Origin of the sequence: Amycolatopsis keratiniphila (assembly GCF_000400635.2) — a bacterium.
In the GTDB taxonomy this organism is placed as follows: Bacteria; Actinomycetota; Actinomycetes; order Mycobacteriales; family Pseudonocardiaceae; genus Amycolatopsis; species Amycolatopsis keratiniphila.
This window is the reverse complement of sequence record NC_021252.1, coordinates 7,316,161-7,338,365: the sequence shown is the minus strand read 5'-3', so window position 1 is coordinate 7,338,365 and position 22,205 is coordinate 7,316,161. Positions and strand designations below refer to the sequence as shown.

Below are 22,205 nucleotides of genomic sequence, written 5' to 3'. Positions count from 1 at the left end.
CCCGATGATCCGGTTCTCGCAGGTGGTCAAGTCCTTCGGCGACCACGTCGTGTTGCAGGACCTCGATTTCACCGTCGCGCCGGGGGAGTTCGTCTCGCTGATCGGGCCGAGCGGCTCCGGGAAGACGACGATCCTGCGGCTGTTGATGACGCTGGAGAAGGTCGACGGCGGCACCATCGAGGTCTGCGGTGACTACCTGAGCCATATGAAGCGCGGTGAGAAGCTGGTGCCCGCGGACGAGAAGTACCTGCGGGAAGCGCGCAAGCGGATCGGCATGGTGTTCCAGCAGTTCAACCTGTTCCCGAACATGAACGTGTTGCGCAACATCACCGAGGCGCCGATCCACTCGCTCGGCGTCTCGCGGGACGAGGCCGAGGCGCGGGCCGTCGAACTGCTGGAGATGGTGGGGCTCGCCGACAAGAAGGACGCGCATCCCACCCGGCTTTCCGGCGGCCAGCAGCAGCGCGTCGCGATCGCCCGCGCGCTCGCGATGCGGCCGGACGTGCTGCTACTGGACGAGGTGACTTCGGCGCTCGACCCGGAACTGGTGGCCGACGTGCTGCGTGTGCTGCGCGAGATCGCGACGTCCACCGACATCACGATCCTTTGTGTCACGCACGAAATGCAGTTCGCACGGGATGTTTCGGATCGGGTGATGATGTTCGACCAGGGACGGGTGCTGGAGGACGCCGCGCCGGAGAAGCTGTTCAACGATCCGGAGCACGACCGGACGCGGCGGTTCCTCAAAGCGGTGATCGACCGGGCGTGAGGCCAGCGGCGGTGACGCGTGGGCCGGGTTGGTCGTGAGTGGCGATTCGGGTTAGAACACGAATCGCCACTCACGACCACCTTGACCCACGCCTCGCCGCCGGTCTCACAGGCTCCCGAGGATCTCCTTCGTCGAGGTGACCGTGGCGAATCCGCCTCCGTGCAGGTTCGTCGCGGTCGCCCGGTAGAGCTCGTCCGCGGTCAGGACGGCACCGTCCGGCCCGGCGAGGTCGAAGGTGAAGGTGGCGTCGAGCGCGAAAGTCACGTCGTAGCCGAGGTTCCCACCGACCCGCGCGGTGGTCTCGCAGCAGAAGTTCGTCTGGATCCCGGCGAGCACGAACGAGGTGATGCCGCGGGTCTTCAGCCAGCCGTCGAGATCGATGTCGCCGTGGAAGGCCGAGTTGACCTTCTTGCCGAACACCAGATCCGCGCGCACTCCGTCGAGTTCCGCCTTGAAGTGGTTGCCCTCCTGTCCGGGCCGCAGCGACGAGCCGGGTTTCACGGAGTCGTGGTGCACCAGCACGATCGGCAGCCCGCGCTCCTGCCAGGCATCGACGAGCGCCTTGATGTTGGCCTCGGCGCCCGGGTTGTTGCGCGGGCCCCAGACGGGTTTGTCGAAGCCGCGCTGGACGTCGATCACGATCAAGGCCTTGGTATCAGTGGTCATGGCCTCGAGTCTCGTGCGCGGAGCGGCCGTCGAGGGAGTGGCAGAAGACGCGCGATGCGGTACTTTTCTGCCATGCGAACCGTGGGCGTGCTCCTCCTGCCGGGCAGCCGGTCCTTCGACCTGGGCGTGATCGGCGAGGTCTGGGGCGTGGACCGGACCGACAGCGGCATCGGCCCCTTCGAGGTCCGGCTCTGCGCGTCCGGCCGCGGCCGGGTCGCCGGCCACCCGTTCGGCCAGGTCGAGGCGACCCATGGGTTGAGCGGGCTGGCGGGCTGCGATCTCGTCCTCGTGCCCGGCCGGGTCGATCCGCACGCCGAGGTGCCCGCGCCCGCCGTCGCCGCGCTGCGCAAGGCGCACCGCGCCGGGATCACCGTGGCGTCGCTGTGCTCCGGCGCCTTCACCCTCGCGGCGGCCGGGCTGCTCGACGGCCGGTCCGTCACCACGCACTGGCGGCTGCTGGACGATCTCGAAACCGCCGCTCGCGACGCGGTCGTCCAGCGGGACGTCCTGTTCACCGACGAGGGTGACGTCCTGACCTCCGCCGGGGTGGTCGGCGGGCTGGATCTCTGCCTGCATCTGGTGCGCCGCGACCACGGCGCCGAGGTCGCGGCCGCCCTCGCCCGCCGGCTCGTGATGCCGCCGGCGCGGGAAGGCGGCCAGCGGCAGTATGTCGACAACCCGTTGCCGCCCAAGCCCTCGCGGCCGAGTGTTTCGTCCACAATGGACTGGGCGATGGAGCGCATCGCCGACGACATCGGCGTCGACGATCTCGTCGGGCACGCCGGGCTCAGCGAGCGGACCTTCCACCGGGAGTTCGCGGCGGCCACCGGGGTCACGCCGGGACGCTGGCTGCGCGCGCAGCGGGTGCGGCTCGCGCGGCGGCTGCTGGAGACCACCGAGCTCCCGGTCGAGCGGGTCGCGCAGCGGTCCGGCCTCGGCACCGCCGCCAACCTGCGGCGACGGCTCCGGGCCGACGTCGGTGTCGGGCCCGATTCGTATCGCCGGACGTTCCGGTCGGTTACCGTCGAAGCATGGCCGAGTACGAGCACATCCTCGTGAAGCGGGACGGCGACACCGTCACGATCACCATGAACCGCGCCGCACGGCGGAACTCGCTGTCCGCCGGCCACCTCGCCGAGCTGCTCGCGGCGTTCCGCGAGGCAGGGGACACCGACGCCACCGGGATCGTCCTGGCGGGCGCCGGACCGGTGTTCTCGGCAGGACACGACTTCGGCGACGTCGCCGCCCGTGACCTGATGGGTGTACGCGAGCTGCTGCGGCTGTGCACGGACCTGATGCGCACGATGCAGTCCGTGCCGCAGGTGGTCGTCGCGCGGGTGCACGGGCTCGCGACCGCGGCGGGCTGCCAGCTGGTGGCGTCGTGCGACCTCGCCGTCGCCGCGGAATCCGCCGGGTTCGCCCTGCCGGGTGGTAAGGGCGGCTGGTTCTGCCACACGCCCGCGGTGCCGGTCGCCCGCGCGATCGGGCGGAAACGGCTGATGGAGCTCGCGCTGACCGGCGACGTCGTCGACGCCGCGACCGCACTGGACTGGGGCCTGGTGAACCGCGTCGTCCCGGACGACTCACTGGACGAAGCCGTGGCTTCGCTGCTCGGACGCGCGACGCGAGGGAGCCGGGCCAGCAAGGCGATGGGCAAGCAGACCCTCTACGCGCAGCTGGACCGGCCCGAGGCCGACGCCTACGCGCTCGCGCTGGAGGTGATGGCTTCGGCGTCGCAGCTGCCCGGTGCCCGCGAGGGGATGGCGGCGTTCCTGGAGAAGCGCTCCCCGGTGTGGCCGGACTGAGCGGCCGTCACAGCACGCGTTCGCGCACGAGCAGGAGCGCGTAGGCGGCCAGGGTCTGCGCGTCGGTGATGTCACCCGCGGCGATCATCTTCTCGAACTCGTCGAGGTCGAACCACGCCGTTCGCATGTCCTGCTCTTCGACCTCGCGCTGGGCTTCACTCTGCGTGAGATCGGTGGCCAGGAACACGCGTCCGCGCTGGCTCGACATACCGGCGGCGACGTCCGTCACGCCGAGTTCGGCCATCGACCCCGCGATCAGACCGGTCTCCTCGCGCAGTTCGCGGGCGGCGAGTTCGAGCGGCGGGACGTCGGCCAGTTCGGGTGCGGTGCCCATGGGGAACTCCCAGCGCCGCATCCCGAGCGGATAGCGGAACTGCTCCACCAGGTGAAACCTGGCCCCGTCGAAAGGGATCACGACGGCGCAGGTGGGCTTGTCGACGACCGCGTAGATCCCCTCGGAACCATCGAGCCGCCGGACGTCGTCCTCGCGCACGGTCATCCAGTTGTTCCGGTACACCTCACGCGAGCTGACACGCTGAACGGGGTCCATGCGCACAGTATCGCCGTGCTTGTCCTACCCTCGCGGGGTGCGCCTTGTGATCGCTCGCTGCCAGGTCGACTACGCCGGCCGTCTGACCGCCCATCTGCCGATGGCCACCCGGCTGCTGCTCGTGAAGGCCGACGGCTCGGTGTCCGTGCACTCGGACGACCGCGCCTACAAGCCGCTGAACTGGATGAGCCCGCCGTGCTGGCTGATCGAGGACGGCAAGCTGTGGATCGTCGAGAACAAGCAGGGGGAGAAGCTCGTCATCACGATCGACGAGATCTTCCACGACCACGCCCAGGAACTCGGCGCCGAGCCGGGCCTGCAGAAGGACGGCGTCGAGGCGCATCTGCAGGAACTGCTCGCCGAGCACATCAAGACCCTCGGTGACGGCTACACCCTGGTGCGGCGGGAGTTCCCGACCGCGATCGGCCCGGTCGACATCATGGCCCGCGACGCCGACGGGGCCAGTGTCGCCGTCGAGATCAAACGGCGCGGCGAGATCGACGGTGTCGAGCAGCTGACGCGGTACCTCGAACTGCTCAACCGCGACCCGCTCCTGGCGCCGGTGCAGGGTGTATTCGCGGCGCAGGTCATCAAACCGCAGGCGCGGGTGCTGGCCGAGGACCGGGGGATCCGGTGCCTCACGCTGGACTACGACGCGCTGCGAGGCATCGAGTCGGACGAGTTCCGCCTGTTCTGAGCCCTGATCACAAGTACGTGAAGGCCCCCTTCACTGCGCTAGACGCAATGAAGGGGGCCTTCACGTGCTTCAGGGCTCGGCGATCACCAGCAGGTGTTTCCGCCAGGATGGGTTTCGGAGTAGCGCTTGATCGCGGTGCAGTTGCCCAAGTAGGAGCTGTAGTCCTCCGCTCGTCGGGGTCGATGTAGTCGGACTCGGCGAATTCTTGCTCGGGCTAGTCGGCGGGGTCGGTGCCGAAGAGGTCGTCGACGACGGCGGCGAACTTGTGGTCACCGTCGAGGCGGCGGGGCTCTCCGCGCATCCCCCGGAAAACCCGCCGAGCAGGGCAACTGTGAAGATCAGCGCGACGCGCTTCATGACGCGAAGTCGGGCACGGCTCACCACGCGTTACGCGGGTTGCCCCTCAGAGCACTGAACAGCCGATACCAAATCGAGTCCATGATTCGGGTATCTGCATTCTTTCTCGCGCCACAGAATGCCCTAAAGGGCGGCGGGAAATTAACGAACTCGCGTTCATTCGCAAAAGAACCAGCTGTTTCCGGGCCATTCGGGTGAACGCCGGATTCCTCGGTCTCGCGCTGTGTCACACTCGATTTCCGCGAGGGGTACCGCCGACATACGGCGGTCGCGGGTGCAGAGGTGAAGTGCCATGGCTGATTCTCCGAAGTGTGTCGATCTGGTGCTGGAAGGCGGGGGCGTCAAAGGCATCGGGTTGCTGGGCGCGGTGCTGGAGTTGCACGAAGCCGGTTATTCGTTTCCCCGGATCGCCGGGACGAGCGCCGGTGCGATCGTGGCGGCATTGGTCGCCGCTTATCAGAAGGCGGGGAAGGATCTCGGCGGTCTGGAAGCGGTGATGAACGACCTGGACTGCCGCCGTTTCCAGGATCAGTCCCTGTTCGACAAGGTCACCGGCCCGCTCGGTGACGGCGTGGATCTGCTCCTGCACGACGGGATGCACTCCGGCGACTATCTCGTGGAATGGCTCACGCCGTTGCTGGAGGAGGTCGGAGTGCGCACTTTCGCCGATCTCGCCATCGACGATCCGGAAAGTACTTTGCTTCCGTACCAACGGTATTCCCTCGTCGTCCACGTCAGTGACCTGACGCGCCGCGTACTCGTCCGGCTGCCTTGGGATTATTCCCAGTACGGCCGCGATCCCGGTGCGGAGAAGATCGTCGACGCGGTCCGCGCGTCCATGTCGATCCCGCTGTACTTCAGGCCGGTGCAGTTCGACGTCCGTCCCGAGGGCACCGTCACCTGGGTCGACGGCGGGCTGCTGTCGAACTTCCCGATCACCGTCTTCGACCGCACCGACACGAAGAAGCCGCGGTGGCCGACGTGGGGCGTGAAGCTTTCCGGCGAACCGGTGGGCGGCAGGGACGAACCGGTGAAGAGCGCGTTGCGGATCGCCATCGGTTCGCTCGAAACCCTGCTGTCGGACTGGAATCGTTACCGGTTGCACGAGGAGGGTGTGAACCGGCGGACGGTGTACGTCGACACGACCGGGATTTCCGCCGTCGACTTCGGGCTCGGCGAAGAGGAGAAGAAGCGCCTCTTCGAAAGCGGGCGGGAGGCCGCGCGGCGGTTTCTGGAAAAGATCGTGCAGCAGTGAACTCGCCGGCGGTATTCCGGTGGGATGAGGGATAGGAGGATCCCATGCGTTATCGCCCGATCGGTAGTGACCCGGCGGACGGCCGGCTCGGCAGGTTCGTCCCGGACGACTGGCGCCACGTCGAGCGCTATCCGCTGACCGCGCTGGCCACCGAAGACCGGCCCACCCGGTCGCCGGTCGTCATCGGCGTCAACTGGTACAAGGAATTCGACGTACCCGAGAAGGACGAGAAGTCCGGCGAGTTCTTCGTCGCGAAGGGGGGCGCGAAATCGCTCACCAGGATCCGCGGCGGGCACTGCGTCTGCCTCGAACCCGGTGAATCGACCGACGGTGAAACCCAGTACGCCTTCTACGACCAGGGCAAGGAAGGCGCCTGCGTCGGCTTCGGCTGGTCGCGCTGCATGACGATGTTCAACGGCGACCTGTACGCCGCGCGGTGGCTGTGGGACCAGTCGAAGATGCGTGACGAATGGGGCGAGACCAACCCCGGTGACAACAACGGCACGTCCGTCCGCGCGGCGGCCGAGGTCCTGCTCGAACTGGGCCACGTCCCGTGGTCGGAGACCTACGCCGACGACGATCACGTCAAGCGGGCCGCCTACACGCCCGACGTCAAGAACGGCATCCAGGCCTATCGCTGGGCGACGTCGGTCGACGAGGTGCACGAGGTCCTCGGCAACCCGCGTGCCGACGAACTCGGCGCCGTACCGTTCCTCAATTCGTGGGGCTCGGGCTACCCGCACCGCACCTACCTGCCGGACGACGTCCTCGCCCGGTTGATCAAGGAGGACGGCGAAGTGGGCCTGCCCACGGACCGGTAAACCCCCACCGGTCACGGGAGAGGGCCGTTCCCGGCGGAAACGCCGGGAGCGGCCCTTTTTCGTGCCCTCTTTCCCTGTGCCACAACACTTCCACAACATCCCCACTGACGACGGCGCGCACCATCGGCTTTCGGTGAAAGGGGAATGAAATGGCTACCTCCCATCTCGCTCGCCGCCGGCGGGCGACTGTCTCGGTCTTCATGGCCGGGGCGACGGTGCTCGCGAGCGCCCTCGCCGCCCCGGCGTCGGCCTCCAGTCACCGGGAAGCCCCGTTGATCTCGGGCGACCCGGCGGTGGACAACACCGACGTGTACGCGTTCGTCAGCCCTGACAAGCCGGACACCGTGACCCTGATCGCGAACTGGTACCCGTTCGAGGAACCCAACGGGGGACCGAACTTCTACCCGTGGGCCACGGACGCCAACCACGACATCAACATCGACAACAACGGTGACGCGAAAGCGGATCTGACCTACCGGTGGACCTTCCGCACCGAAGACCGGCGCGGGAACGACACCTTCCTCTACAACGACGATCCGGTCACTTCGCTGGACGACGAGGACCTGCTGTTCCGCCAGTTCTATACGCTCTCGGTGATCGACCGGGGGACCGGGCGGACCACGAACCTGGTCACCAACGGGAGGGTCGCGCCGTCGAATGTCGGCCCGGCGTCGATGCCGAACTACGGCGTGCTCCGGAATCAGGCGATCACCCCGGTCCCCGGTGGCGGGCAGACGTTCGCCGGGCAGGCCGACGACCCGTTCTTCCTGGATCTGCGGATCTTCGATCTGCTCTACGGGAAGAACCTGTCCGAGGTCGGACAGGACACGCTGGCCGGTTTCAACGTGAACACCGTGGCGTTGCAGCTGCCCAAGAGCGCGCTGACCCTCGGGGGCGATCCGGCCAGGAACCCGGTGATCGGGGTCTGGAGCGACACCGAACGCAAGACGATCACGCTGCGCACCCCCGGCGCGGAGCGGGCGCTCGGCGCCGACGTCCAGGTTTCGCGCCTGGGCAACCCGCTGGTGAACGAGGTCGTCGTGCCGGCCGGGTTGAAAGACCGGTTCAACTCGCTCCTGCCGGAGCAGGACCGGACGGTGCCCGCGCTGGTGAACAGGGTGACCAACCCGGAGGTGCCGGACCTCGTCCAGCGGATCTACGGCATCCCCGCGCCCGCCAAACCCCGCGATGATCTGACGGAGATCTTCCTGACCGGGATCACCACGAAATCCGGCGCCAAGCTCAACCTGGATCTCAACTCGCAGCTCAACAATGCCGACGTCGACCCGGCGCGGTTCGCGCCGTCGGAGCAGCTGCGGCTGAACACGTCGACCCCGGTCACCGCGCGACCGAACCGGCTCGGCGTCCTCGGCGGCGACCTCCAGGGGTTCCCGAACGGCCGGAGGCTCGCCGACGACGCGCTCGACATCAGCGTCCAGGCGCTGGAAGGCGCGGCGGTCAGCGGCATCGTCAAGGCACTCGCGGCCGGCGACCGGGTGGACCGGAACGACGTCCCGTTCGGCGCGGTGTTCCCGTACGTCGCCCTGCCGAACAACAAGGCGGTCAACTCGACCGTCCGTTGATCCCCCCTCCCCCTCGGTGGCCGCCGCCGACCCCCCGCGGCGGCCACCACCCTCATCTCCGCGGAAGGCGGACCCGATGTCCCACGACGTCCCCGAAAGCACGACAGGTATCCGATTCGGGAAGCGCACACGCCGGTTCGCGCTCCTGGCGGTCTTCGGCGCGAGCCTGCTCACCGTGGGTGTCGCCGCGTTGATCCCGCCCGAACCGGTCCTCGACGAAGGGCCGCAGAGTGGAGTGAGCACTCTCGACAGGGCGGTCCGGACGGCGGAAGCCAAGCTCGCGAAGCATGAGCAGGATCCGCAGGCCTGGGCCGAACTCGGCGCCGCGTATGTCGAGGTGGCCAGGGTCAAGGCCGACCCGGCCTACTTCCCGAAGGCCGAAGAGGCTTTGCGGAAGTCTTTGGGGCAGCAGCCCGAAGGCAACGGGATCGCGTCGGCGGGCATGGGCGCGCTCGCCAACGCGCGGCACGACTTCGCCGGCGCTCGTGACTGGGGTGAGAAGGCCAAGGCCGCGCTTCCGGACAACGCCGAGGTCCACGGTGTACTCAACGATGCCTACACCCAGCTCGGGGACACCGCCGCGGCCACGGCGGCGCTGCAGCGGATGCTCGATCTGAAGCCGGGTGTCGCGTCGTTCACCCGCGCCGCCTACGAATTCGAAATACACGGTCGCGTCGACGACGCCCGGCACGCGCTCGACCGCGCCCTGGCGGACGCCGTCGATCCCAGCGATGTCGCGTTCTGCCGCAACCTCCTCGGCGAACTCGCCTTCGACAACGGGGATCTCGACACCGCGCAGCGGCATTTCGAGGCGGGCGAGCGTGCGGCGCCACAGGAAACCTCGCTACAGCAAGGAAAGGCCAAGGTCGCGGCGGCACGCGGGCAGACCGCCAAGGCACTCGCCGGTTACCGGGATCTCGTGGCCCGTCAGCCGAACGTGGGGAACCTGCGCGAGTACGCCCTGTTGCTGTCGACATCGGGTGCACCGGAATCCGCCGCACGTCAGTACGAGCTCTTCGAGGAGCAGCGGCGCCTCGAAGTCGCCTCCGGTGCGAACGTCGATCTCGAGGCGTCCTTGGTCGCCGCGGACCGAGGCGACGCCGTGCAGGCGCTCCGGTTCGCGCAGGCGGAATGGGAGCGCAGGCAACCCGTGTTCGTCGCGGACGCCATGGCCTGGGCACTGCACCTCAACGGCCGGCACGCCGAGGCCCTCACCTTCGCCGACCGCGCGATGAGCACCGGCTGGCGCAACGCGTCGTTCTTCTACCACCGCGGCATGATCCTCGCCGCGCTCGGACGGCCGGGTGAAGCCGTCAAGGCGCTCGCCGAAGCGCTGCGCATCAACCCGAACTTCTCCTTGACCGACGCGCGGACGGCACGCACCACGCTGGCGAACCTCGGCGGCGCCGGATGAGTCCGCGACGGCGGGAACACGACCGGAAAGGCGGCCGACCCATGCGTAATCTTCCGACCGAAAGGGCTCCGCGCCGGTTGCGCGGAGCCGCACTGAGCACGCTGGTCTTCCTCGCCGTCGTCGTGGCGTGCTCCGAGAAGGCTCCCGATGCCGGGCCCCGGTTCGACGACGAGACCACCGACGGCGTCGTGACCGAGTTGACCTGTATGAAGCATCAGCCGGAGGCGCCGGGGCCCCGCTACACCGACGACTCGCTCCGGCGCACCGACGAGGCCCTCGCCCTGCTTCGCTACTACACGGCGAACGGGGCCAAACCGTACTGCGACGGCAACGACGTCACCGGTATCGATCGCCAGTGGATCGACGTCTACCTCGCTCTGGGCGCGGACGAGGAAAAGGTGAAACGCCCCTGAGCCTCGGCCCGACAGGACAGGAATTGTCAAGAATTGCCCTCGAACAGACACTTCAGGGCAGTCGTCACCCACCCGCACTGCCGTTCCTGAATCCATGCAGTATGGTCCGCGATTGACGTGATCCAGGCGTTTCTCGTGGACATTTTCACTATGGAGGTGGGTCGGTTGCACGTGCTGGCCGATGCGAACCTGCGGCTCGACGCAAGTCCGATCGACTACGTCCTGCTCGCCTTCTATTTCGCGCTGGTGCTGGGCATCGGGTACATGGCGCGGAGGTCGGTCTCGAGCAGCCTCGACTTCTTCCTCTCGGGCCGGTCGCTGCCCGCCTGGGTCACCGGTCTCGCCTTCATTTCGGCGAACCTCGGCGCGGTCGAGATCATGGGCATGTCGGCCAACGGCGTGCTCTACGGCCTGCCGACGGTGCACTACTTCTGGATCGGCGCGATCCCGGCGATGCTGTTCCTCGGCATCGTGATGATGCCGTTCTACTACGGTTCGAAGGTCCGCAGCGTCCCCGAGTTCATGCTCCGCCGGTTCGGCAAACCCGCCCACCTGGTCAACGGCATCAGCTTCGCGAGCGCGCAGATCCTCATCGCGGGCGCGAACCTGTTCCTGCTCGCCAGCGTGGTGAACCTCCTGCTCGGCTGGCCGCTGTGGGTGTCGATCATCGTCGCGGCCGCGGTCGTGCTCTCCTACACCGCGCTCGGCGGCCTCTCCGCCGCGATCTACAACGAGGTCCTGCAGTTCTTCGTGATCGTCGCGGCGCTGCTGCCGCTGACCATCGTCGGCCTGGTGAAGGTCGGCGGCTGGCAGGGCCTGGTCGACAAGGTCACCGCGAGCCCCGGCGGCGAAGCGCAGCTGCACTCGTGGCCGGGTGACAACCTCACCGGCTTCGGCAACAGCTTCCTGTCGATCCTCGGCCTCGTCTTCGGTCTCGGTTTCGTGCTGTCCTTCGGCTACTGGACCACGAACTTCGTCGAGGTCCAGCGCGCGATGGCGTCGAAGAGCATGTCGGCCGCGCGGCGGACGCCGATCATCGGCGCCTTCCCGAAGATGCTGGTCCCGTTCATCGTGATCATCCCCGGCATGATCGCCGCGGTCACCGTTTCCGAGTACGTCCAGGACAAGCAGGTCCTGCTCGACGGCGGCGACGCGCCGAGCGGCGTGACCGCGAACAACGCGATCCTGCTGCTTATGCGCGACCTGCTGCCCAACGGCATGCTCGGCGTCGCGCTCGCCGGTCTGCTCGCCTCGTTCATGGCCGGGATGGCCGCGAACCTGAGCTCGTTCAACACCGTGTTCACCTACGACATCTGGCAGTCGTACGTGAAGAAGAACGAGTCGGACGGCTACTACCTCCGGCTCGGCCGCCTGGTCACCGCCATCGGCACCGTGCTCGCGATCGGCACCGCGTTCATCGCGTCGAACTCCGGGAACATCCTGACCTACCTGCAGGACCTGTTCTCGTTCTTCAACGCGCCGCTGTTCGCCACCTTCATCCTCGGCATGTTCTGGAAGCGGATGACGCCGACGGCCGGCTGGGTCGGCCTGGTGTGCGGTACCGCCTCGGCGATCACCGTGTGGCTGCTGTCGCAGGCCGGGGTCCTCGGGCTCACCGGGCAGGGCATCAGCTTCGTGGCCGCCGGTACGGCGTTCGTCGTCGACATCGCGGTCAGCGTCGGGGTCTCGCTCGCCACCGCGCCGAAGCCGGAGGCCCAGCTGGTCGGCCTCGTCTACTCCCTCACCCCGAAGGAGTCGCTGAAGCACGATGAGACCGGCGACGACGCGGGCTGGTACCGCAAGCCGGGCCTGCTTGCGGGCATCGTGCTGATCCTGACCATCGTGCTCAACATCATCTTCTAGGAGGCCGGAGATGGCTGCTTCGCAAGCTCCCAAGAAGGCCGGCGTCTTCGACATCCGGCTGATCATCGCGCTGCTCATCGGCGGTTACGGGCTGGTGCTCACGATCATGGGCATCGGCTTCACCACCGAGGAGGAGCTGGCCAAGGCCGCCGACGTCAACATCAACCTGTGGGCGGGCATCGGCATGCTGGTGTTCGCGGGGTTGTTCGTGCTGTGGGCGAAGCTGCGGCCCATCGTGGTGCCGCCGAGCACCGACGGCGAGAGCGGCGAATAGGCGGGTTGTCCGGACAGCGCCGAGGGGCTCCGGCTACCGTGCATCTCGTGCTGCTCAACGCTCGACGTCGCCGGATCGCGTCCGTGCTGGCCCTGGTCACCGCACTGGGCGTGCTCTCGGCCTGCGGTCAGAACCTCGGCAAGTCCAACTTCGCCCGTACCACCGTCGCCGCCGAACCCGGCTCCGGTTCCGGCTCGGTGCCCGACGGGGACATCAACGATCCGGCGGTCACCCCCGCGGTGCTGCGCACGATCGACCCGTGCGGGTTGGTGAACAAGGAAGTGATGAGCGGCCTCGGCACGCCGGAGGACCCGACGGCGAACCTCACCTCGTTCGGCACTTGCCGGGCGAAGGCCGTCGACGCCGGAGGCAAGGCCCTCACGGTCAGGGTCGAAATCGGCGCGTCGACCTTCTCCTCGATCAACGGCGTCACCGTTTCGGCGGTCGACGGGCTGCCGCAGATCGAGCGGAAGGACAAGGACGGGAAGAGCTGCGACGTCGGCATCATGACCCTGCGCAAACCCGAGCGCGGGATCAACTTCTCGGTCACCTACGACGGCGGTGACCCGTGCGCGACAGGCCGTGCGGTGGCCGCGAAGGCCGTGAAGAGCCTGCACGCGTCACCGGCGAAGTACCAGGCGGGTACGGGCACGCTCACCGCGGTCGATCCGTGCACTGTCGCCGACACCGGCGTCCTCAACGAGGTGGTACCGCACGGCGCGGCCGAGCTGACCTCCTTCCACTCCTGCGACTGGACACCGGGCTCCAACCCGCGGATCTCGATCAACTTCCGCAAGGGCCTTCCGCCGGAGGAACGCGACGGGACCAAGAAGGTCGACCTCGACGGCGTCACCGGGTACCAGAAGGTCGGCAGCGGCAACGCCGCCGAGTGCAAGATCGAATGGCAGCACAAGCCGTGGGTCGATGACGATGTCGAGATCGTCAGCGTGATCTACAAGAACTACGACGAGAAGTCCGACGAAGCGGTGTCGTGCGGGAAGACCGCGAAGATCGCCAAATCGGTGATCTCCAAGCTGCCGAAGCCCTGACGCTGGCGGCATCCGGCCGGGAGAGGTAGGAAGGGGACACCCCACCCGCCGACGTGCCGGAGGCCACCCTTGAAGAAGATCATCAACGACCCGAAGACGGTGGTCGCGGAATCGTTGCGCGGACTCGCCGCGGCGCACGCGGACGTCCTGCGCGTGGAGGACGACCCGGCGATCGTGGTGCGCGTGGACGCGCCTCTGGTGGGCAAGGTCGCGGTGATCTCCGGTGGCGGTTCCGGGCACGAGCCCCTGCACGGCGGCTTCGTCGGGCAGGGCATGCTCGCCGCCGCCGTCCCCGGCGCCGTGTTCACCTCGCCGACGCCGGACGCCGTGGAAGCCGCGGTCAAGGCGACCACCGGTGACGCGGGCGCGCTGCTGATCGTGAAGAACTACACCGGCGACGTGCTCAACTTCGAGACCGCCGGGGAACTCGCCGCCGCCGAAGGGCTGGACGTGCGCAGCGTGGTGATCGACGACGACGTCGCGGTCAAGGACTCCACCTACACCGCCGGCCGTCGTGGCGTCGGCGGCACGGTGCTGCTGGAAAAGATCACCGGCGCCGCCGCCGAACGGGGCGACACGCTCGACGCGGTGGAGGCCTTGGCCCGCAAGGTGATCGGCCAGGTGCGGTCGATCGGCGTCGCGCTCACCGCGCCGACCGTGCCGCACGCGGGCGAGCCGAGTTTCGACCTCGCCGACGACGAGATCGAGTTCGGCATCGGCATCCACGGCGAGCCCGGTATCGAGCGGACCGCCGTGACGACGGCCGACGAACTCGTCGCGCGCATGGTCGAAGCGGTGGTCACGGATCTGCCCTTCGCCGAGGGCGACAAGGTCCTGCTGTTCACGAACTCGATGGGCGGGACCCCGCTGGTCGAGCTGTACCTCGCCCACGGGATCGCCGAGCGGCTGCTGGCCGAGCGTGGGATCGTGGTCGAACGGCGGCTGGTGGGGCCGTACATCACCAGCCTCGAGATGCAGGGGATGAGCCTGACGTTGCTGAAACTGGACGACGAGCTGACCGAGTTGTGGGACGCGCCGGTGAACACCCCGGCCCTGAGGTGGGGAGTCTGATGGCCTGCACCGCCGAGACGCTCGCCGCCGCCTTGCGGGCGGCGGCCGCGGTGATCGCCGAGCATCGCGCCGAACTGGTCGACCTCGACCGCGCGATCGGCGACGCCGACCACGGCGAGAACATGGACCGGGGTTTCACCGCCATCGTGTCCGCTTTGGACTCCGCCACGCCCGAGACCCCCGCCGCGGTCGCGAAGCTCGCCGCCACCACGCTGATCTCGAAGGTCGGCGGCGCGGCGGGTCCGTTGTACGGCACGGCTTTCCTGCGCGCGTCGGTCAAACTGGGCGACGCGGCCGAAGTGGACGGTCCGCTGCTGGTCGAAGCCCTGCGCGCGGCGCTCGAAGGAGTGCAGGCCCGCGGCAAGGCCGTCGGGGGAGACGCGACCATGGTCGACGCCCTGATCCCCGCCGTCTCCGCCGCGGAAGGGGCCTCCGGCGACGGCGTCGCGGCGATCCTGGCCGCGGCCGCCGACGCCGCGGACAAGGGCGCGGAGTCCACTGTGGACCTTGTGCCGCGCAAGGGCCGGGCGTCGTACCTCGGAGAGCGGGCGAAGGGGCATATGGATCCCGGTGCCCGCTCGACGGCATTGCTGCTGCGCGCGTTCGCGGAGGCCGCCCAGTGAGCGTCGGAATCGTGCTCGTCTCCCACAGCGCCAAACTCGCCGAAGGGCTCGCGGAACTCGCCGCGCAGATGGCGCCGGACGTCACCATCGCGGCGGCGGGTGGCCTGGCCGACGGCGGGATCGGAACGGACTACGACGAGGTCGTCGCCGCGACGCAGCGTGCCGATTCGGGGTCGGGCGTCGTCCTGCTGTACGACCTGGGCAGCGCGCAGATGACCGCGGAACTGGCGGTCGAGTCGCTCGCCGACCCGTCGGCCGCGGTCGTCGTGGACGCGCCGCTGGTCGAAGGCGCGATCGCCGCCGCCGTCGCGGCGCAGGGCGGGGCGGACCGCAAGGCCGTCGCCGAAGCGGCCGCCTCGGCTGGAGCACCCCCGGACCTCACGTTCGACGATGGCGCGCAGGACGGCGAGAGCAGTGTCGAGCTCACGCTGCGGAACGACGTCGGGCTGCACGCGCGGCCGGCCGCGGTGCTGGTCCGCAGCATCGCGGGGCTGGACGCGCAGGTCACCGTGCGGCTGGGCGACGAGACCGCGGACGCCAACAGCGTGCTCGCGCTGATGGCGCTCGGCGCGCGCCAGGGCGACCGGATCGAGGTCCGCGCGAAGGGGGCGCAGGCCGACGAAGCGCTCACCAAGATCAAGGATCTGGTGGACCAGAACTTCGGCGAGTGAGCGGACTGGCCCTCCTCACCCGTCCACCCGTGCAATGAAAGTGTCTTTCCTTGCAAATTTTGCAAGGAAAGACACTTTCATTGCATCCGGAGGGACGGGGTAGCCCCGCGCGCCCTCGTCCGCGAGTGACACTTACTCGATTCGGAGGGTGACAGCCGCTGCTTTCCGCGCCCCGGCGTGGCACGATCGGAGAAACTACCAGCGAGTAACCTCCGGAGGCCGGTTGTGGCGCGGGAAATCTCGAGTGTGGGAGTCATCGGTCTCGGCACCATGGGCGCCGGGATCGCCGAGGTGCTCGCGCGGAGCGGCGTATCGGTCGTCGCGGTGGAGATCGACGACGACGGCGTCCACCGCGGCCGGGGTCATCTGGAGCATTCGACCGAACGGGCGGTGTCCGGCGGCAAGCTCGACGCCGACGGCCGGACCGCGCTCCTGGACCGGATCCGGTACACCACGTCGCTGGCGGAATTGTCCGATGTGGACCTGGTGATCGAGGCGATCCCGGAGAACCTCGAAGCGAAGTCCGACGTGTTCGCTCAGCTGGACAAGATCACCGGCCCGGACACGATCTTCGTCTCGAACACCTCTTCGCTGTCGATCACCGAGATCGGTGTGCGCACCGCGCGACCGGGCAAGGTCGTCGGGATGCACTTCTTCAACCCGGCGCCGATCCTCAAACTGGTCGAGGTCGTGCGCACCGTCGTCACCGAGCCCGACGTGGTCACCGACGTCGTCGCGTTCGCCGAACGGCTCGGCAAGACCCCGGTGGTGATCGGCGACCGTGCCGGGTTCATCGCCAACGCCCTGCTCTTCGGGTACCTCAACCACGCCGTTCGGATGTACGAGCAGCGCTACGCCACCCGCGAGGACCTCGACGCGGCGATGCGGTTCGGCTGCGGATATCCCATGGGGCCCTTGGCTTTGCTCGACCTCATCGGGCTGGACACCGCGTACGAGATCCTCGACACGATGTACCACCAGTCGCGCAACCGGCTGCACGCGCCGGCGCCGCTGCTCAAGCAGATGATCACCGCCGGGCTGCTCGGCCGGAAGACGGGCCAGGGTTTCTACACCTACGACGAGCCCGATTCGCCGACGGTGACCGACGCGGTCGCGAAGTCCACAGTGGACACCGCGACGGCACGCGAAGTGCACAAGGTCGGCGTCGTCGGGACCGGGACCATGGCGACGGGCATCGTCGAAGTGTTCGCGAAACGCGGCTACGAGGTCATCCTGCGGGCGCGAAGCGCGGAGAAGGCCGCGGCGTCGGTCGCGCGGGTGAAGAAGTCGCTGGACAAGGCCGTCGTCAAGGGCAAACTGTCCGAGGAGGACGCCGCCGCCGCGCTCGGCCGGATCTCGCCGGCGGTGGAGTTCGAGGAACTGGCCGACGTCGACCTCGTCGTCGAGGCGGTGGCCGAAGACCTGGCCGTCAAGCAGGCCGTCTTCGCCGCGCTCGACGACGTCGTGAAGCCGGGCGCGGTCCTGGCGACCACCACGTCCTCGCTGCCGGTCATCGAATGCGCGGCCGCCACCTCGCGGCCGTCCGACGTGGTCGGCGTGCACTTCTTCAACCCGGCGCCGGTGATGAAACTCGTCGAGGTCGTCTCCACGATCGCGACCGCTCCCGACGTGATCGCGACCGTCGACGCCGTCTGCGCGGCCGTGGGCAAGCACCCCGTGCACTGCGGCGACCGGGCCGGATTCATCGTCAACGCGCTGCTGTTCCCGTACCTCAACGACGCGGTGAAGATGCTCGAAGCGCACTACGCGGAGGCCGACGACATCGACACCGCGATGAAGGTGGGCTGCGGGCTGCCGATGGGCCCGTTCGAGCTGCTCGACGTCGTCGGGCTGGACGTTTCGCTGGCGATCCAGCGGACCCTGTACAACGAGTTCCGCGAAGAGGGCTTCGCGCCCGCGCCGCTGCTGGAGCACCTCGTGACCGCAGGACGGCTCGGCCGGAAAACGGGAAAGGGTTTCAAGGACTACTCGACGCGGTAATTTGGGCGCCATGCCGGTTTCCGCGGGGGTCAGGAAACGGATCAAGGAACTCCTCGATCCGGACGACGAGATCCACTACGTGTTCCCAGCCGACGTCCTCGGCAGCACCAACCCGGGAGTGTTCTTCGCGGTGACCCGCAAGACGATCACGATCCTGACCACCGGGTACCTGAGCCGGAAGATGCCGAAACGCGTCGTCGGGACGACGTTGCGGAACCACCGGATCGGGCCGGTCGACACCTCGACCGTGCCGTGGTTCAAGTTCAACGGCGTCGACTACGAGATCGACGACGAGTACATCGCCGTCGTGCACGCCGCCGACGCCGAGATCATGCGGGCAAAACCTGAAGATCCGCTGCCGGACCTCTAAGCTCCCGGGAGTGCGTCAGCTCACATACGACGGGATGCCCATCCCCGGTCTGAACGACCTGGTCCGGACGGCCATCCGGCTGCACCCCGCGCCGGGACTGCCCCGTCCGGACGAAAGCCACTTCGGCGGCCCGCTGCTCTGGCCGTCGGACGAGCCATGGCCGGAGTGCCCGGTGACCTGGCCGCCGGACCCCGACGCGTCCGACGACGCGTGGCCGGGCGGGCATCCGCTCGACGAGCCGGTGCCGGCGATGGTCGGCGCGGCGCAGTTCTTCCGCGACGACTTCCCCGAGCTGCCCTTCCCGGAGGGCACCGACGTCCTGCAGATCCTGTTCTGCCCGCTGGAGCACGACAACCCGTACCACCGCGGTCCCGCCGTCCGGCTGGTGTGGCGTGATTCCGGCGAGGTGGGGGACATCGCGGAGCCGCCGCCCGCCCCCGAGGACGCCGAAACCGCCTACCTGCCGGAACCCTGCGTCTTCGAACCGTGCTCGATCGACGAGTTGCCCCGGCTCTGCGACTTCCCGCCGGAGACCCGCGCCGCGCTCGGCGTCCCCGAAGGCGCGAGCGAAGACCCGGAGGGCTGGCCCGAGCTGGACCACTACGCGAAGATCGGCGGCTGGACGGCCTGGCACGCGGCCGAGCGCGTCGACCTGGGCTGCCGGGAATGCGGTGCGGAGCTGAGACAGACGCTCGCGCTGGCCACGGAGGAGCACGAGGTCGGCTGCGGCTGCGGGGTCGATGACGACGAACCGGCGTGCTGGGCGTTCGGAGACCGGGGAGTGCTGAACATCTTCACCTGCCCGACCGATCCGCGGCATCCGTTCAAGGTCCGCATCGCCTGATCAGCCGGGTGGTAGCAAAGGTCCCCCGCTCCAGTGCTGGAAGACGAGGTTCGTGTGCACCCGGGCGACCTCGTCGCGGGCGGTCAGTTCGTCGAGCACCAGCCGTTGCAGTTCGGTCGCCGACGCGGTGGCGACGTGCGCGAGGAAGTCGTCCGGGCCGGTCAGGTGGTAGACGGCGCGGACCTCGGGCAAGGCCAGCAGATGCTCGACGAACGAATCGACCAGCGCGCGCCGGTGCGGGCGGACCTGCACGAACAGGAGCGCTTCGAGCGGGCGGCCGAGCTTGGCCGCGTCGACCTCGGCGCGCTGGCCGATGATCACCCCGAGCTCGCGCAGCCGGTTGACGCGGTCGAGACAGGTCGACGGCGCGACGCCGACTTCGGCCGCCAGGTCCTTGTTCGAGATCCGGGCGTCGTTCTGCAAGAGCCGCAGAATTCGAAGATCAACCGTACTCAGTTCGACGGAATCCGACATCGGCGAATGATATCCGAGGATATTGCGTCCGTTCCGGAGAAAATCGCACCATCTGGAGTATGACCGCAACGCTGCGCACCCGAGCCGTCCACGCCGGCCGTGACGATCTCACGGATCTCGGCGTCCATGCCGCTCCGCTCGACCTGTCCACGACCTACCCGTCGCGGGACAGTATCGAGGAGGCGAGCCGCATCGACGAATTCGCCGCCACGGGCTCGCTGTCCGGGCTCCCGGTCTACGGGCGCCTGAGCAACCCGACCGTCGAGCGTTTCGAGAAGGCGCTGGCCGAACTCGAAGGGTTCGAAGACGCCGTCGCGTTCGCCACCGGCATGGCCGCGGTTTCGGCCTCGCTGCTCGCCGCGGTGGCGCAGGGCAAGCGGCACGTCGTCGCCGTCCGGCCGGTCTACGGCTGCACCGACCACATGCTCACGTCCGGCCTGCTCGGCACCGAGGTGACCTGGGCCGATCCGGCGGATGTCGCCTCGGCGCTGCGCCCCGACACCGGGCTGGTACTGCTCGAAACCCCGGCGAACCCGACCCTGCGCGAGGTCGACATCGCCGAGATCGTGCGTGCCGCGGGCGAGGTCCCGGTGCTGGTCGACAACACCTTCGCGACGCCCGTGCTCCAGCGGCCGGGGCGGCACGGTGCCCGGTTCGTCCTGCATAGCGCGACCAAGTTCCTGGGCGGGCACGGCGACGTTATGGGTGGCGTGGTCGCGTGCAGCGCCGAAGACGCCGGGATGCTGCGGCAGATCCGCTTCGCCACCGGAGGCGTGCTGCACCCGCTTGCCGGGTACATGCTGCTTCGCGGTCTCTCGACCCTTCCGCTGCGCGTCAACGCCGCGTCCGCGACGGCCGCCGAACTCGTCGAGCGGCTTCGCGGCCACGCGAACGTGAGCGCCGTGCACTACCCGGCCGTCGGTGGCCCGCTGATCGCGTTCGAGGTCGACGGCGATCCGCACGCGCTCATCGGCGCGGTCCGGCTGATCACCCCGGCCGTCAGCCTCGGCAGCGTGGATTCGCTCATCCAGCATCCCGCCTCGATCAGTCACCGGATCGTCGCCGAGGACGACCGGCGCGGCGCGGGGGTCACCGATCGGCTCATCCGCATGTCGGTGGGGCTGGAGGACGTCGAAGACCTGTGGCACGACCTCGATCAAGCACTTAAAGCGTGCTGAGTTCTGCGATCGTCATCACCGGGATGTCGACAAATCGTCCGGCCTGGCTAACCTGGTCGGGTGAAAGATCTGGTCTCGTCCTGGGTGGAATCTTCGGCTCGTAGCACGCTTTCCCGGCTGCACCAGCAGATCGGTGTGGCCGGGCTCGCCGCGGCGGCGGCCGTGCCGGGGCTGTCCGCCGTCTTCGATCAGCACTCCGCCGCGGTGCGGGACATCCTCGCGGTCGGGGTCGAAGGCTCGGCGGCCGTGGCCGGGGTCGTCCTGCTCGCCGGCTACACGCGCGGGCTGCTCGACGAGGCGAAGGCCAAGGGCTGGACGTTCCGTGCTCCGGCCGATCTGACCGCGTGGACCACCAGCGACTGGTTGACCGCGCGGCTGGTCGGCGTGTGTTCGCTGGCCGCCTCGATGGACGACCGGCGGACCCAGCCGACCGGGAACGGGTAGGGCGGCCGGACGCCCCACCCGCTCCCGTGGAAGGTCAGCGGTACTCCGGCGGAGGGGGCATGTTTCCACCGGGGGGCCGCTGGCCGGGATCCTGGTGCTGCGACACCTGACCCTGGCTGGGCGGGAACTGCTGGTGCTGGGTCGGCGCGTTCGGGTTCGCGGCGTGGTGCCCGGCGGACACCGGCTGGTGGACCGTGGTCCGCTCCGTCGGCACCTCACCCGAGCGGCCCGCGTCCTCGCGACCGCGCTGGTAGGCCTCGGCCTGCGCCTTCGCGGCGGGGATCTCCGCCTCGGCCCGGCCGAGCCAGGTCTCCCAGCGCTGCTGCATCGGCTTGATGAGACCACCACCGACACCGACGACGGCGATACCGCCGACCGTGGCGAGCACGGCGATCAGCACCGGCATCGTGACCGCGGTGGCCACGCCGATCTGGTTCAGCGCGGCGATCGCGCCGAGGCCCCAGATGAACACCGAGGCGATGGTGGCGAGCACCTTGCCGTAGGAGACACCGCCGAGGGCGTTCCCGATCAGGTCCTTGACCGCCTTGGCGACCGCGCCGGCGATCACCACGATGACGATCGCGACGATGGCGCGCGGCAGCCACGCGACGATGTCGTTGAGCAGCGCGCTCACCGGGTTCGGGCCGAACACGCCGAACGCGAACTGCAGGGCGATCAGCAGGATCGCGTAGTAGACGATCTTGCTGATGATGCCCGACGCGTCGAACTGGCTACGCGCGAGCATCTGTTTGAAGCCCCCACGTTCGAGGAGCCGGTTGAACCCGACCTTCTCGAGCACCATGCTCACGGCCTTCGAGAGCGCCTTGGCGATCAGCCAGCCGATGAACAGGATGACCAGGAACGCGAGCAGTTTCGGGACGAAGGTGGCGACCGAACTCCAGGCGCTCGACACGCCCTGACCGAAGTCGACGGCCGCCAGTGCTGATGTGGCCACTGGACTTTCTCCCTTCCCACCACTGGAGCTTCCAGACTGGTGGGAAGGGGGTACCCGC

24 protein-coding genes are annotated in these 22,205 nt (G+C 68.6%); 20 read left to right on the top strand and 4 right to left on the bottom strand.

Annotated features, from left to right (window positions below; all coding sequences use genetic code 11):
* Window positions 1–4: 4 nt before the first annotated feature.
* Window positions 5–769: an ectoine/hydroxyectoine ABC transporter ATP-binding protein EhuA gene (ehuA, locus tag AORI_RS73745; RefSeq protein ID WP_016336836.1), complete on the top strand. Its 765-nt coding sequence runs from the start codon at window positions 5–7 to the stop codon at window positions 767–769.
* Between the two features lie 105 nt (window positions 770–874).
* Here the strand turns inward: ehuA and AORI_RS73740 are convergent, their stop codons facing one another.
* Window positions 875–1,435: a cysteine hydrolase family protein gene (locus tag AORI_RS73740; RefSeq protein WP_016336835.1), complete on the bottom strand. Its 561-nt coding sequence runs from the start codon at window positions 1,433–1,435 to the stop codon at window positions 875–877.
* Window positions 1,436–1,507: 72 nt separating this feature from the next.
* Here AORI_RS73740 and AORI_RS73735 point away from each other — a divergent pair, with 72 nt between their 5' ends.
* Window positions 1,508–2,494 (top strand): GlxA family transcriptional regulator, encoded by a 987-nt coding sequence (locus tag AORI_RS73735; RefSeq protein WP_016336834.1) that lies wholly within the window; start codon window positions 1,508–1,510, stop codon window positions 2,492–2,494.
* Window positions 2,467–3,240 (top strand): enoyl-CoA hydratase-related protein, encoded by a 774-nt coding sequence (locus AORI_RS73730; RefSeq protein WP_016336833.1) that lies wholly within the window; start codon window positions 2,467–2,469, stop codon window positions 3,238–3,240. The genes AORI_RS73735 and AORI_RS73730 overlap by 28 nt, the downstream gene beginning before the upstream one ends.
* 7 nt (window positions 3,241–3,247) lie before the next feature.
* Here the strand turns inward: AORI_RS73730 and AORI_RS73725 are convergent, their stop codons facing one another.
* Window positions 3,248–3,790, bottom strand: a complete 543-nt coding sequence (locus AORI_RS73725; RefSeq protein ID WP_016336832.1) for an NUDIX domain-containing protein — start codon at window positions 3,788–3,790, stop codon at window positions 3,248–3,250.
* Window positions 3,791–3,827: 37 nt separating this feature from the next.
* Between AORI_RS73725 and nucS the strand changes: the two genes are divergently transcribed.
* From nucS to AORI_RS73650, 15 genes are all read left to right on the top strand, one after another.
* Complete coding sequence (nucS, locus tag AORI_RS73720) at window positions 3,828–4,487, top strand: endonuclease NucS (protein ID WP_037341446.1); 660 nt, start codon at window positions 3,828–3,830, stop codon at window positions 4,485–4,487.
* Window positions 4,488–5,136: 649 nt separating this feature from the next.
* The gene (locus tag AORI_RS73715; RefSeq protein ID WP_016336829.1) at window positions 5,137–6,099 is read left to right on the top strand and encodes a patatin-like phospholipase family protein; all 963 of its coding nucleotides are present in this window, start codon (window positions 5,137–5,139) and stop codon (window positions 6,097–6,099) included.
* A gap of 44 nt (window positions 6,100–6,143) precedes the next feature.
* Complete coding sequence (locus tag AORI_RS73710) at window positions 6,144–6,920, top strand: hypothetical protein (protein WP_016336828.1); 777 nt, start codon at window positions 6,144–6,146, stop codon at window positions 6,918–6,920.
* A gap of 149 nt (window positions 6,921–7,069) precedes the next feature.
* Window positions 7,070–8,503 carry a DUF4331 domain-containing protein gene (locus AORI_RS73705; protein ID WP_043848354.1) on the top strand — a complete coding sequence of 478 codons (1,434 nt, stop codon included), beginning with the start codon at window positions 7,070–7,072 and terminating at the stop codon, window positions 8,501–8,503.
* A gap of 76 nt (window positions 8,504–8,579) precedes the next feature.
* On the top strand, window positions 8,580–9,917 hold the full coding sequence (locus tag AORI_RS73700) for a tetratricopeptide repeat protein (RefSeq protein WP_016336826.1): 1,338 nt from the start codon (window positions 8,580–8,582) through the stop codon (window positions 9,915–9,917).
* 41 nt (window positions 9,918–9,958) lie between these two features.
* Window positions 9,959–10,330 carry a hypothetical protein gene (locus tag AORI_RS73695; RefSeq protein WP_046199857.1) on the top strand — a complete coding sequence of 124 codons (372 nt, stop codon included), beginning with the start codon at window positions 9,959–9,961 and terminating at the stop codon, window positions 10,328–10,330.
* 165 nt (window positions 10,331–10,495) lie between these two features.
* Window positions 10,496–12,193, top strand: coding sequence for a sodium:solute symporter family protein (locus AORI_RS73690; RefSeq protein WP_043849140.1), 1,698 nt, complete (start codon window positions 10,496–10,498; stop codon window positions 12,191–12,193).
* 10 nt (window positions 12,194–12,203) lie between these two features.
* Window positions 12,204–12,467: a hypothetical protein gene (locus AORI_RS73685; RefSeq protein WP_016336823.1), complete on the top strand. Its 264-nt coding sequence runs from the start codon at window positions 12,204–12,206 to the stop codon at window positions 12,465–12,467.
* Window positions 12,468–12,514: 47 nt separating this feature from the next.
* Window positions 12,515–13,516, top strand: coding sequence for a DUF3558 domain-containing protein (locus tag AORI_RS73680; RefSeq protein WP_228688235.1), 1,002 nt, complete (start codon window positions 12,515–12,517; stop codon window positions 13,514–13,516).
* 69 nt (window positions 13,517–13,585) lie between these two features.
* Window positions 13,586–14,587, top strand: a complete 1,002-nt coding sequence (dhaK, locus tag AORI_RS73675; RefSeq protein ID WP_016336821.1) for a dihydroxyacetone kinase subunit DhaK — start codon at window positions 13,586–13,588, stop codon at window positions 14,585–14,587.
* Window positions 14,587–15,210 (top strand): dihydroxyacetone kinase subunit DhaL, encoded by a 624-nt coding sequence (gene dhaL, locus AORI_RS73670; RefSeq protein WP_016336820.1) that lies wholly within the window; start codon window positions 14,587–14,589, stop codon window positions 15,208–15,210. The genes dhaK and dhaL overlap by 1 nt, the downstream gene beginning before the upstream one ends.
* On the top strand, window positions 15,207–15,881 hold the full coding sequence (gene dhaM, locus AORI_RS73665; protein ID WP_016336819.1) for a dihydroxyacetone kinase phosphoryl donor subunit DhaM: 675 nt from the start codon (window positions 15,207–15,209) through the stop codon (window positions 15,879–15,881). The genes dhaL and dhaM overlap by 4 nt, the downstream gene beginning before the upstream one ends.
* 225 nt (window positions 15,882–16,106) lie before the next feature.
* Window positions 16,107–17,882 (top strand): 3-hydroxyacyl-CoA dehydrogenase family protein, encoded by a 1,776-nt coding sequence (locus AORI_RS73660; protein ID WP_043848352.1) that lies wholly within the window; start codon window positions 16,107–16,109, stop codon window positions 17,880–17,882.
* Between the two features lie 10 nt (window positions 17,883–17,892).
* Window positions 17,893–18,252, top strand: coding sequence for a hypothetical protein (locus AORI_RS73655; protein ID WP_043849139.1), 360 nt, complete (start codon window positions 17,893–17,895; stop codon window positions 18,250–18,252).
* A gap of 10 nt (window positions 18,253–18,262) precedes the next feature.
* Window positions 18,263–19,096, top strand: coding sequence for a YwqG family protein (locus tag AORI_RS73650; protein ID WP_043848351.1), 834 nt, complete (start codon window positions 18,263–18,265; stop codon window positions 19,094–19,096).
* Here the strand turns inward: AORI_RS73650 and AORI_RS73645 are convergent, their stop codons facing one another.
* Entirely contained in the window at window positions 19,097–19,570 is a 474-nt protein-coding gene (locus AORI_RS73645; RefSeq protein WP_016336815.1) for an Lrp/AsnC family transcriptional regulator, read from the bottom strand.
* A 59-nt stretch (window positions 19,571–19,629) separates the two neighbouring features.
* On the opposite strand from AORI_RS73645, the gene AORI_RS73640 reads away from it, so the two are divergent.
* Both AORI_RS73640 and AORI_RS73635 read left to right on the top strand, forming a co-directional pair.
* Window positions 19,630–20,748, top strand: a complete 1,119-nt coding sequence (locus AORI_RS73640; RefSeq protein WP_016336814.1) for a trans-sulfuration enzyme family protein — start codon at window positions 19,630–19,632, stop codon at window positions 20,746–20,748.
* Window positions 20,749–20,808: 60 nt separating this feature from the next.
* Entirely contained in the window at window positions 20,809–21,192 is a 384-nt protein-coding gene (locus AORI_RS73635) for a DUF6401 family natural product biosynthesis protein (RefSeq protein WP_016336813.1), read from the top strand.
* A 34-nt stretch (window positions 21,193–21,226) separates the two neighbouring features.
* Here the strand turns inward: AORI_RS73635 and AORI_RS73630 are convergent, their stop codons facing one another.
* A complete protein-coding gene (locus AORI_RS73630; protein ID WP_016336812.1) occupies window positions 21,227–22,147 on the bottom strand; it encodes a mechanosensitive ion channel family protein in 921 nt (306 codons plus the stop codon).
* Window positions 22,148–22,205: the final 58 nt, after the last annotated feature.